Here is an 11,723-nt window from a genome sequence, read left to right as displayed (position 1 = left end):
TAGTGTTAGGCCGATACAGAAGTGAAACTTCAAAACGTATCGGCCTTTTTGTTATATAGGTTCACTACACGTACAGCGCATAATAAGCAACACTATGCGTTAGCAGGTTTCTTTTGAACAAACAGTAATAGTAAACCTAGACCCAATCCCCACACCGCTGAAGTCATAGAAAATAAGCTAAAGCCTGACGCCGTACACAGCATGGTGAGCAGTGCTGGGGCTCTGTGATGCTCTACTTCCATAGCGCGAACCACCGACCCTTGCAGCGTACCTAAAAGTGCGAGCCCTGCAAGTAGATGAATAATGATACTGGGCATGCTAACAAATAACGTAACGACCACAGACGCTAACAGCCCCATAAATAAATACGCCACGCCGGCCGCTATGGCAGCTCTATAGCGCTGTGATTTTTCACTATCCGCCTGTTCACCCATGCACAGTGCTGCTGTGATAGCGGCTAGGTTAAAAGTAAAGCCACCAAACGGTGCTAATAGACCTTGTATAACGGCAATGCCTGATAAGATAGGCTTATGGTCGGGTGTATAGCCGTGGGCGTGATGAATAGCTATGCCGGGCAAGTTTTGAGAAAGCGTGGTGATAAGAAAAAGAGGAAAGGCTAAGCCAATGGCGGCGCTGATAGAGAAAGAGGGCGTTACCCAAATCGGCTCGGGCAGAGTAATTATTGATGGCAGTCCTGATGAGGTACTTGGTAGAGCAACAACACCGCTGGCACTACCGACAAACAAACTAATGCCCACGGACATAACCAGCAACAACAGCATCAGATAGCGGGGGAATAGTCGGCTTCCTATTAGGTAAGCGGAAATAAATAACGCGACTAGGTGCGGCGCTTCATTAACATCGGTAAATATAGCAAGGCATATAGGCAGAAGAATACCGGCTAAAAGTGCAGATGAAATGGCTGGTGGAATGCGACTAATTTGTTTAAGTAAAGTCCGACTTTGCGCTGTTATCAGTGAAAGCATTGCGCATATTATAAATGCACCAATGCCTTCACTTAAACTATAGTCGCCGATACTGGTTAATAAAAAAGCCGCACCAGGCGTAGACCAAGCGGTAACAACGGGCAATTTAGATAGCCACGAAAACAGAATGCAGGTAATGCCCATACCGAGCCCAAGCGCCAACAACCAACTCACTACCATGTCGTCGCTGGCGCCGGCTTTACGCGCTACATCAATGATAATGACAACAGAACTACTGTAACCTACTGTAACCGCGGTTAGCCCTGCGCTGATATGACTTAACTTCCATTTACTCATGAAAACCCTCGTGATGGAATTTCGATTGGAAACGATTGAGCGATAAAAACACGCTTTTGGTGTCTATCGAATGTGCTACTTTACCGCTTTGTGCGCTATAACGTACAATAGGTAACTTAACATTTGTGCGTTATAGCGCACAACTGCTTTATTCATATCAGTGACGAAATAAAAGGCCTTCAATACATGAAAAAAGCAAATGGGCAGCCTTCTGATATTTCAAGAAGTATTGCACAGCACCTGCAGTCTGTTCGTAAAGCTAGGGGGCTTTCCCTTGATAAAACCGCGCAGTTGACCGGGGTGTCAAAAGCCATGCTTGGGCAAATAGAACGAGGTGAGTCTAGCCCAACCATCGCGACTTTGTGGAAAATAGCCACAGGTCTTGCATGTTCATTTTCTTCTTTCTTATCTGGTGATGAAACAGTACCTTCGTCTCAACACGCCGATAACAAGTTCGCTAACGACCCAAATGTAACCATTAAAACGCTATTTCCTTTTAACTCAGCTACTCAGTTTGAGATGTTCGAACTATGCTTAACAGACTTTCATGAGCAGCACTCTTCAGCCCACCAAATTGGCGTTACCGAACATATTCACGTACTACAAGGAAAGTTAGGGGTTTTGCAAGATGGACAGTGGAAAAGCTACCAGGCTCAAGAGCAATGTATATTGCGCGCAGACCAGCCCCACGGTTATCGAGACGAAGCAGGAAATACGCGCTTTGTTGTGGTAATTCACTATCCCGCTTGAACTTAAAGCGTTTTGGCAACTTTTCTGTAAAAGCTAGAAAGGCTTTGCGCTAAAAGACGGTTGCCAGTTCAAATGAGCTAATTAAAAAAGTACTTCAGTGCTCCTGATTAAAAGCCTAACTACCCTAATGTCATTAGGCTTTTCGATAGCGCTAGGCTATCTTTCTCATTTGCTTATTATTTACTTGCCGTTCGCTTACAAACTGTCGTCGTTTAGATTAAGCGCACCACGAAGGAAGTTAAGCAGCGTACAAATTTCTGCTGACATTAGCGCAAACTCTGCATCAAGGCGCGCCTCTACTTGATCCTTTGGTACGTCGTCAGTTTCTTCTTTAATGCGGTCAGTGAACTTAATACGCTTTATGGCGCCATCTTCACACATAATAGCCGTTAGGGTTTCTGCATATTCAAATGCGACTTTTTGAACCAGCTTACCGGCATCTAGGTGAATACTGATTTCTTCGCTATCAAGCGGCTGGTTCTTACAGCGAATTACACTGCCTGTGTCATCGGTAGATTTAAATTCAGCTTCTTCAAGTAGCCCTACACCTTCTGGAGTGGACTCAGTAACCCAGTGCGTAAGTTCGCTTTGAAGGCTTCTGCGCGTAAAGGGCACAACTGGCAGTGAACCAATGGCTTTTCGTACCATGGCTAAAAAGGCTTCGGCTTTGCCGTCAGATGACGCATCAACCACTACCAAGTTGTCGGCAAGCGAGATAAAACCGTGGGTGTAGGTGTTTTTGGTAAAGGCCTGTGGCAGCAAGCGTGTCTGAATTTCTTGCTTAAGGTCAGCTTTGGCTTTTTTACCAACTGGCGAACCGGTTTCCATTTCAATTTTAGCCACCATTTCGTCAAGCTCGGCATTGACCACAGCACCGGGCAAGATCTTCTCTTGTTTCTTTAGCGTTATCCAAAAACGCTGTTGAACAACATGAAACATAGTGCCTTGCTTACCAGCCTGTGAAAACGGAGATGCAAATCCCATGGTTGCTAAATCTTGGCTGCCGCACGGGCGGAAAGCGTGCTCGTTTAAGACTCGCTCTAAATCACCCTCGTCTAGCGAAAGCGGCTGAGTAATTTGATAAGCTTTTACATTTTTAAACCACATAGTGTAAGCATTCTCTTTATAAAAATAGGGCGCAAGCGTACCAACGTACGACTTGCGGTGCAATTGAATAGAAGGTTGTTAGATATTTGAAGCTGTTGTGTGCTTCCCAGATTAAAAATAGAAAAAAAAGGTTACGCACTTCTTTTGGGAAAACGAATGGTGTACTGCAAGCCGTTATCGAGGGCGCTATCGGCTTCGATGTGGCCTTGTAGCGACTGTGTAACTAGGTTATACATAATGTGTGTGCCCAGACCGCTGCCACCTTCTCCTCGTTTAGTGGTAAAGAAAGCATCAAATAATTGACTTAATTCTTCTTCACTTAAGCCTTTGCCGTCATCTTTATAGTAGATAACAACCATATCGTTCTCTTCTTTTACATCGAGAGTAATTTTGCCGGCACTTTTACTTTCAAAGCCGTGGCTAAGCGAATTAACGACCATATTTGTTACAATCTGGGCAATAGCGCCGGGGGCACAGGTTACAACTAAGTTGTCAGGACAGGTCACATTAATTTGGTGGTCTGTATGCTTAAAGCTTGGCTGAAGAGATTGAATAATTTCGTTGATGTACTCGCCTAACACGAACTCGCGCTCAGTTTCGCTGGTTTGGTCAACCGCCACTTGCTTAAAGCTGGCGATAAGATCTGATGCGCGCTCTAAATTACTCAAAAGTAAAAGCGCAGTTTGCTCCGCTTCGTCGATAAAATTTGCCATATTTTTATTGGTCAGGCTTTTATCTTCAAAATCAGTCTTCAGGTTGTTTAGTCGCTCTTGCAGAAAACTGGCTGCGGTGACGCTTACGCCTAACGGTGTATTCACGTCGTGTGCAATACCGGCCACAAGGCCACCAAGTGAAGCCATGCGTTCTGACTCTACTAGCTGCTCTTGTGCTTGGTTAAGGGTGTCCATTGAACTCGCGAGTTCTTGGTTACGTTTGCGAAGCTCTGCTTCTATGTACTGGCGATTTTCGTTTTCTTGGCGAAGCTCTCGCTGGTGGGCGATAAGCTCGTCTTTTTGCTGCTCTAGATCCAGCATGATTTGTGACAATGAGGCAGTTTTCTTCGCCACTTCCTGTTCTAAAATGAGGTTTTGATCGTCTAGCTTTTTATTGGCAAGTGTTAGCTCGCTTTGCGCGTCTTTAAGCTTGTTATTTGAAACGATAAGGTCGTCAATGACATTATTGTATGACTCTTTAAGTTGCAACAACTCGTTGTCATCATCTAACTTGATGTTGAATTTACTCTCTGCAGGGTGCTGAGGGTCGAAATTGCCCATTTGCTCAGTGATGGACTGTAAGGGCTCAGAGAGCATGGTGCGAAAGGCTGTCATAAATAAGAAAACAAGGAAGGTTGTCTTCACAATCGCGTTGCCGATAAGAAAGAAAACACCTACTTCAATACGGCTAAATATAGTGTCGAAGCTTGAGTATAAAGTAACATCGCCTACGGTAGACTCACGGCCAGAGAACTTAAAAACTAGTGGAAAGCTATAGCTAAAAACGCCTCCGGGATGATCCTCTATCAGCTCTTGATCGACAGGCGCGGGAGAGCGCTGGACACGAATACCGTACTCTGCGATGTAATTGCCATTTTCACCTCGGACTTGAAGACCTTCTACAATAGGCAGTGACATCAAGCCTTCAGCGATAGCTCGGACTTGGTCGTTGTTAAGCTCCCACAGTGCGCGAGTTAGGCTAGAGGAAAAAGTGTTTTTTAACGTTTGAAGCTCGCTTTCGACGTGATTTTTCGTGCTGAGGTATTCTGTAAAAATTTGTCCTATTGTCACAAGAAACGTGAGCGCAAAGTATACCGATAATACCCTGGCTAAGAGCTTCCTTGATAACCCTGTCTTGACCGCAGCCATAGAAAAACACACCCCTGTTACTTCAGACTTTTTATGATATCCACATCTCTAGTAATCTAGTTATTTTAAATAACATGAATGTGGATATTTTTGACAACTCAAGAATATGCGCAATTGTATGAATAAACAAGATTGTATGCATAAACTTTGGACGACGCGTTTTTTAAAACCGTATTAAACTTGACACATTAATGTAATCGTTTTAATAAAACTGTCATAGACCACATTAATAATAGCGGCGTTTATAAATGAGCAGGAATATTACGATGTCTCGTACAGTGTTGGTGGTTGAGGACGAAGCGCCTATCCGTGAGATGCTTAAGTTCGTACTTGAGCAATCTGGTTTTAATATTATTGAAGCCGAAGATTTCGACATCGCGCAAGAAAAAATTTGCGAGCCTTACCCAGATTTGATTCTACTGGATTGGATGCTACCGGGTGGAAGCGGTGTACAACTGGCTAAAAGTTTAAAGCAACACGAGTTTACTCGTGACATTCCCGTTATCATGCTAACAGCCCGTGGTGAAGAAGAAGATAAAATTCGAGGCTTGGATGCTGGTGCCGACGATTATGTGACTAAGCCCTTCTCGCCGAAGGAACTAGTGGCAAGAATTAAAGCGGTAATGCGCAGAGTCACGCCCACATCAAACGAAGAGCCAATTGAGTTTAACGGACTTAAACTTGAGCCTGTATCCCATCGCGTTATGGCTAATGAAGAGCCATTGGATATGGGGCCGACAGAGTTCAAGCTATTGCACTTTTTCATGACTCATCCAGAGCGAGTATACAGCCGAGAACTTCTTCTTGATAACGTGTGGGGCACCAATGTTTACGTTGAAGACAGGACGGTAGATGTACATATTCGTCGCTTGCGCAAAGCTATCTCTCGTCACGGACATGATGCTATGATCCAAACTGTACGCGGTGCAGGCTACCGTTTTTCTACTAAGCTTTAATAAGATATGGTGTTTAGGGAGTGGTATGACGCCATTCCCTTCACGTCTGTGTGCCATCTGAACGTGCGCCTATTTCCACTTTCAACAACGCGAGCTATTTCATGTATTATCCTTTCTCTTGGTTGAGAAGTACTTTGCGCTTAGTGCTATTCCTTGTGGTTTTTGCGCTGGTCGGGTGGTACCTGGATGATATGTTATTCGCTGTCGCCATAGGTGCGACTTTGTTACTGCTGTTTAACTATTGGCACCTTTATAAGCTGAATCGCTGGCTGTGGCATAGTCGCAAAATGTCTCCTCCTACCGTGCGAGGTGTATGGGAGCATATATATGAAGGTATCTATTACCTTCAGCGTCGAAATCGCAACAAGCGTAAAGAGCTTGGCGAGTTAGTCAAACGCTTTAGAGAAGGCTCTGAAGCCCTTCCAGATGCGGCGGTTGTGGTTGACTCTAAGGCTTGTATTATTTGGTGTAATCGCCTGGCGCGGTTAGATTTGGGGCTTAAATGGCCGCAAGACTCAGGCCGGCGCATAGATAACTTATTACGCCACCCTGAATTCATCCAGTACTTTCACGCGGGTAATTACAAATACCCTATTGAAGTACCGTCGCCGACGAACCCCAATAAAACCTTCGAATATCGAATAATGCCTTATGGCGATGAGCACCTCCTTTTAATTGCGCGTGATATAACGCGAGTGTCTCAGCTTGAAGAAATGCGTAAAGACTTTGTGGCGAACGTATCTCATGAGCTTCGAACGCCACTTACGGTTATTAATGGGTATTTAGAAATCCTTCCTGTTGATGAAGCGTCAGACCCGTTTATGCACAAAGCGATGAAAGAAATGACATCGCAAACGCAACGTATGCAAAACCTAATAGAAGATTTGCTAGTACTATCGCGTATTGAAGCAAGTTCAGAACGTATTTACGAAAATGTAGTAAATATTCCTGCTGTGCTTGCTCAAGTTGAAAGGGAAGCGCAGGCCCTTAATAAAGAAAAGAGCCACACTATTAAATTTCACATTGACGAAGAGTTGTTTGTCTTTGGCGTAGAAACCGAACTTCGCAGCGCCTGTTCTAACTTGGTGTTCAATGCTGTTCATTACACCCCCGCTGGTGGTGAAATAAACGTATATTGGCGTCGCGGTGCGAGCGGCGCCCAGTTTTCTGTAGTAGACAACGGTGATGGCATTGAACAGAACCACCTTAATCGCTTAACAGAACGCTTTTATCGTGTGGATAAAGCGCGTTCTCGTAAAACAGGGGGGTCAGGCTTGGGGCTTTCCATTGTAAAACATGTATTAAGTCATCATAATTCCCGTTTAGAGATAACCAGTACTTTGGGCGAGGGCAGCAACTTCTCCTTCGTTTTGGATAACGAGTTGATTGCAGAACAGCTGTAACCTTTAGAGGCAGTAAACTTTGGCGAGCAAATGTCATAACATAGTTAATAGGCTATACCTTGGTGTTATAGGTTTATTGCTGACAATAGGTCTGTTGTTTCCACTTAGAATACTCGCTACTCCTCAGACTGCCCAAAGCGCTTCCTCTGCTTCAGATACTTACCAAGTGCCCGCCTATGAACGCAAGCCCGGTGTTGCAGGAAAAATATCCTCAGTGGGCTCAGACACGCTGGCAAACTTAATGACCTTTTGGTCACAGGAATTCAAAACCCTTTATCCTCAGGTCGGCTTTCAAATACAGGCGTCCGGTTCATCTACCGCTCCGCCGGCACTGATTGAAGGTACTGCCACCATAGGCCCTATGAGCCGAGAATTAAAGCCCAGTGAAATACGGGATTTTACGCGAACCCATGGTTACCCGCCTACGGTATTAAAAGTGGCAATGGATGCCATCGCCATTTTTGTCGATAGACGCAATCCGCTGCCGGGTATGACCCTTGAGCAAGTTGACGCGGTGTTTTCTGAAACCCAGTTTTGTGGCAGCAATACAGCCATTACCAATTGGTCTCAGCTCGGCGTTGACGATATAGGCTATCAATCTCCTATCAGGCTGTACGGTCGAAATTCAGTATCGGGTACTTACGGCTTGTTTAAAGTGATGGCGCTGTGCGATGGTGACTTTAAGAATACGGTAAACGAACAACCTGGCTCTGCATCTGTAGTATTGTCCGTGGCCAGCGGTACAGGCGCGATTGGCTATGCCGCTTACGGCTATAAAACCGCAGGAGTTCGCGCTCTGCCTTTAGGTGAGTCGCTAGACAGCTTAATCCCTCTTTCTATTGATACGGTGCGCAACGAAACGTATCCGTTTGCCCGTTTTCTTTATTTAGTGATAAATAAAAAGCCCGGTGAGCCTTTACCTACTCTGGAAAGGGAGTTTTTGCGCTATATCTTGTCACAGGAAGGGCAGCAGCAGGTGTTAAGAGACGGATATTTCCCCATTCGTGAAGATGTATTAGTACGCCAGCGTCGATTACTCGATGAATAATTTTGTTTTTCACTACTAACGATTTGGTAATGACATAACTAGTAAACAGATTTTTCTCAAAAAAAGTGCTTTAAAATATCCAGGTGCTTTCAACCATTCTTGTCATAATTACGTCACAAATCAGGAAGGTAGGCTCACAATCTAGGTTAAGGTTGGGGGACAATAGAGGCTATGGCGAGTACAAAAGTATTCTCGAATTCAAGTAAGCGATACAAGCGTTCCTCCGCTAAGTTTCAGAAAAACAAATAAAAACAAATTTATTATTGGCGAGAATTACAGTTCATTGGGTGTTTTTTAGTTTAAAATTGAACTTTTTCTGTGAAACTTTTGTTACAGCGCCTTTATGTAACAAATGTGTCATCTACCTTAGGTAAAGTTTCCGCGTTTTCTAAATCCATAATTATACCGTACTTGGAGAAACACATGGAACTTAAGCAACTTTTCAAAGCTTCAGCTATTGCTACTGCTCTTGTGCTAGCAGGCTGTGGCGGCGATATTAATATCAGTGAAGGTGATATTGATAACAGCGTAACTAATAATAACGGTGGAAACACTGGTGGCGATACTGGTGGCGATACTGGTTCAGATGATACAGCTCCAGGTGAAGTAAGCTCTTTCCTAAGTGGTGAAGTTTCTGACGCGTTCGGCCAGTCGGTTGAAGTACGCGTTCTTTCTGGTCGTTTAACAGCTGATGATGCTGACGATCAAGGCGTTATCACGCTAACTAATGACACAGTATGGGCACTTGAAGGTCCAGTATTTATTGGTAACGACAAAGCAGACAGCGTTACGCTAGCAATCGAAGAAGGTACAATCATCTTTGGTCGCACTGGTGCAGATTACCTTGTAGTTAGCCGTGACTCTCAAATTGAAGCAGAAGGTACGGCATCTTCTCCAATCATCATGACTTCTTTCAACGACGTTGTAGGCGACGAAGTTGGTGCTGGTCAATGGGGTGGTGTGGTTATCCTTGGTAACGGTACATCAACTAAGTGTCCACAAGACGGCTCTGACTGTGCGCTTCAGGTTGAAGGTGCAGAAGAGGGGGCAGTATTTGGTGGTACAGACGATACAGACAGCTCTGGTATCCTTAAATACGTAGTAGTGAAATACGCTGGTTTTGAAATTGCGCCAGACAACGAACTTAACGGTATTACATTTGGTGGTGTTGGTTCTGGTACAGAAGTTGACTATGTACAAGTACACAGCAACGCTGATGACGGTGTAGAATTCTTCGGTGGCGCGGTAAACGCGAAACACTTAGTTTTAACAGCTAACCAAGATGACTCAGTAGACTGGGACAACGGTTACAAAGGTAAGCTTCAGTACGTTTACGTTCAGCACGCTGCTGACAACTCTGACGCAAACCGCGGTATTGAAGGTGACGGCGACGGTGGTGACGGTCTAGAATTCTCTAAGCCAATGATCGCTAACATGACAGTTATCGGTAACACCTTCGACACAGCTGACGCTGACTCTGAAGGTCTCCTACTTCGCGACCAAACTGGCGCAAATCTAATGAACTTCCTTATCACTGGTCCAGAAGCAATGGGCGAGTGTTTAGAAATGGACACAGACGAAACGGTTCAAGCTAACCTTTCTGACGGTGACCTAACTATGACTTACTCAGCTATCGCTTGTTCTGAGCCGTTCAACACACCTGAAGGTGCAGTTGATCTAGAAGCGTGGTTTACAGGTCAAGAAGGCAATCAGCTAATCGCGTTTGAAGACCGTGCAAACCTTGGTCTGAACCCTGATGGTACACTAACTGCGCAAAGTGACCTTCTTACAGCTGGTGGCGACGCGTCTACATTGCTTGACACCTTCTTCGAAGCAAACACCTTCATCGGTGCTATAGGTGAAGATGACTGGCGTCAAGGTTGGGCGTTTGGTTTCGGCGGTGGTAACATCGAACTAGCTCAATCAGCTTCTGGCTGTCCATCAGGTACAACGTCAATCACGCCAGTAGACGGTTCAACCACTACGTGTGAAGTATCAGGTACTATCACATCTGACCTTACGCTTACAGAAGGTAACTTCTACGCACTTTCTGGTGCAGTATTCGTAGGTGGCGACAAAGAAAACAGCGCAACCCTTACTGTTGAGCCAGGCGTAACTGTTTATGGCGCATCTGGTAACGACTACCTAGTAATTAGCCGTGACTCAGAAATTAATGCAAACGGTACTGCTGAAAACCCAATCACGTTTACTTCACGAGACCACGTTGTTGGCGGTCTTGAAGCGGGTGAAGCTGGTCAATGGGGCGGCATGATTGTTCTAGGTAACGGCGAATCTACTAAGTGCCCTCAAGACGGTACTGACTGTTCACTTCAAGTTGAAGGTGCACAAGAAGGTGCAGTGTTCGGTGGTACAGATAACACTGATAGCTCTGGTACGCTTCGCTACGTTCGCGTAATGCACGGTGGTTTCGAAATCGCACCAGATAACGAACTAAACGGTATCACATTTGGCGGTGTAGGTTCTGGTACTACTGTTGAGTACGTACAAGTACACAAAAACGCAGATGATGGTGTTGAGTTCTTTGGTGGTGCAGTAAACGTTAAGTATCTTACGCTAACAGGCATTCAAGATGACTCTGTAGACTGGGATAACGGTTACAAAGGTAAACTACAATTTGTTCTTGTTAAGCACGCAGAAGACAACTCTGATGCTAACCGCGCAATTGAAGGCGACGGTGACGGCGGCGACGGTACAGCGTTCTCTAACCCAATGGTTGCTAACATGACTATCATTGGTAACGAGTTCGATACTGCTGACTCTGATTCTGAAGGCGTTCTTCTTCGCGACCAGACAAACGCACAGCTTTATAACTTCGTAGTTACTGGTCCAGCGGGTATGGGTGAATGTTTCGAAGCTGACCTTAGCGATGGCGATACTACGCTACTTGCTAACATGGACGGAACTAACGACCCACAACTTACTTTTGAAACATCTGTACTAGCGTGTGCGGAAAATATCAAAGACTCTGGCGACTTTAGCCAAGAAGATTGGTTCACTGCGCAAACAGGTAACAGCCTACTTGATAATACTGCGACAGTACTTAACGGTATCTACACAGTAGACGCAACTGCTGCGACTGACGTATCGACGCTAGACAGCTTCTTCTCTTCAGTAGACTTTATCGGCGCAGTTAAAGACGCTGATAACGACTGGACTGCGGGATGGACTGTTGGTCTTGAATAAGACCCAGTTCGCATAGCTAAAAACAAGCAAGTGCGTTGCAAAAGTGGCGCACTTGCTTTTAAGTTTGTAAGACACGAATTATTTTCGTGAATGTATTCCTTTCTAAAGAG

At 45.0% G+C, this 11,723-nt stretch carries 8 protein-coding genes; 5 read left to right on the top strand and 3 right to left on the bottom strand.

What is annotated here, in order from left to right:
* Positions 1 to 92: 92 nt before the first annotated feature.
* Positions 93 to 1,283, bottom strand: a complete 1,191-nt coding sequence (locus ACXAER_RS06865; RefSeq protein ID WP_474827803.1) for a benzoate/H(+) symporter BenE family transporter — start codon at positions 1,281 to 1,283, stop codon at positions 93 to 95.
* A gap of 186 nt (positions 1,284 to 1,469) precedes the next feature.
* On the opposite strand from ACXAER_RS06865, the gene ACXAER_RS06860 reads away from it, so the two are divergent.
* Positions 1,470 to 2,033 (top strand): helix-turn-helix domain-containing protein, encoded by a 564-nt coding sequence (locus ACXAER_RS06860; RefSeq protein ID WP_474827801.1) that lies wholly within the window; start codon positions 1,470 to 1,472, stop codon positions 2,031 to 2,033.
* A 195-nt stretch (positions 2,034 to 2,228) separates the two neighbouring features.
* On the opposite strand, the gene rdgC is transcribed toward ACXAER_RS06860, so the two are convergent.
* The gene (gene rdgC / locus ACXAER_RS06855) at positions 2,229 to 3,140 is read right to left on the bottom strand and encodes a recombination-associated protein RdgC (RefSeq protein WP_474827799.1); all 912 of its coding nucleotides are present in this window, start codon (positions 3,138 to 3,140) and stop codon (positions 2,229 to 2,231) included.
* A 131-nt stretch (positions 3,141 to 3,271) separates the two neighbouring features.
* Entirely contained in the window at positions 3,272 to 5,002 is a 1,731-nt protein-coding gene (locus ACXAER_RS06850; RefSeq protein ID WP_474827797.1) for a sensor histidine kinase, read from the bottom strand.
* A gap of 266 nt (positions 5,003 to 5,268) precedes the next feature.
* Here ACXAER_RS06850 and phoB point away from each other — a divergent pair, with 266 nt between their 5' ends.
* The 4 genes from phoB (at position 5,269) to ACXAER_RS06830 (ending at position 11,613) form a co-directional block, all read left to right on the top strand.
* Positions 5,269 to 5,958: a phosphate regulon transcriptional regulator PhoB gene (gene phoB, locus ACXAER_RS06845; RefSeq protein ID WP_118490259.1), complete on the top strand. Its 690-nt coding sequence runs from the start codon at positions 5,269 to 5,271 to the stop codon at positions 5,956 to 5,958.
* Positions 5,959 to 6,059: 101 nt separating this feature from the next.
* Positions 6,060 to 7,361, top strand: a complete 1,302-nt coding sequence (gene phoR / locus ACXAER_RS06840; protein WP_474827794.1) for a phosphate regulon sensor histidine kinase PhoR — start codon at positions 6,060 to 6,062, stop codon at positions 7,359 to 7,361.
* A 76-nt stretch (positions 7,362 to 7,437) separates the two neighbouring features.
* Positions 7,438 to 8,409, top strand: coding sequence for a PstS family phosphate ABC transporter substrate-binding protein (locus tag ACXAER_RS06835; protein ID WP_474827792.1), 972 nt, complete (start codon positions 7,438 to 7,440; stop codon positions 8,407 to 8,409).
* Between the two features lie 423 nt (positions 8,410 to 8,832).
* Positions 8,833 to 11,613, top strand: a complete 2,781-nt coding sequence (locus ACXAER_RS06830; RefSeq protein WP_474827790.1) for a hypothetical protein — start codon at positions 8,833 to 8,835, stop codon at positions 11,611 to 11,613.
* The last annotated feature ends 110 nt before the right edge of the window (positions 11,614 to 11,723 follow it).

Source organism: Alteromonas sp. AWJ4_199 (assembly GCF_056159165.1).
This window is presented reverse-complemented; position numbering and strand designations above follow the sequence as displayed.

Excerpts from the sequence above, each read along its gene's own strand:
- ACXAER_RS06865 (WP_474827803.1), bottom strand. The coding sequence starts at position 1,283 with ATGAGTAAATGGAAGTTAAGTCATATCAGCGCAGGGCTAACCGCGGTT.
- ACXAER_RS06860 (WP_474827801.1), top strand. The coding sequence starts at position 1,470 with ATGAAAAAAGCAAATGGGCAGCCTTCTGATATTTCAAGAAGTATTGCA.
- rdgC (WP_474827799.1), bottom strand. The coding sequence starts at position 3,140 with ATGTGGTTTAAAAATGTAAAAGCTTATCAAATTACTCAGCCGCTTTCG.
- ACXAER_RS06850 (WP_474827797.1), bottom strand. The coding sequence starts at position 5,002 with ATGGCTGCGGTCAAGACAGGGTTATCAAGGAAGCTCTTAGCCAGGGTA.
- phoB (WP_118490259.1), top strand. The coding sequence starts at position 5,269 with ATGTCTCGTACAGTGTTGGTGGTTGAGGACGAAGCGCCTATCCGTGAG.
- phoR (WP_474827794.1), top strand. The coding sequence starts at position 6,060 with ATGTATTATCCTTTCTCTTGGTTGAGAAGTACTTTGCGCTTAGTGCTA.
- ACXAER_RS06830 (WP_474827790.1), top strand. The coding sequence starts at position 8,833 with ATGGAACTTAAGCAACTTTTCAAAGCTTCAGCTATTGCTACTGCTCTT.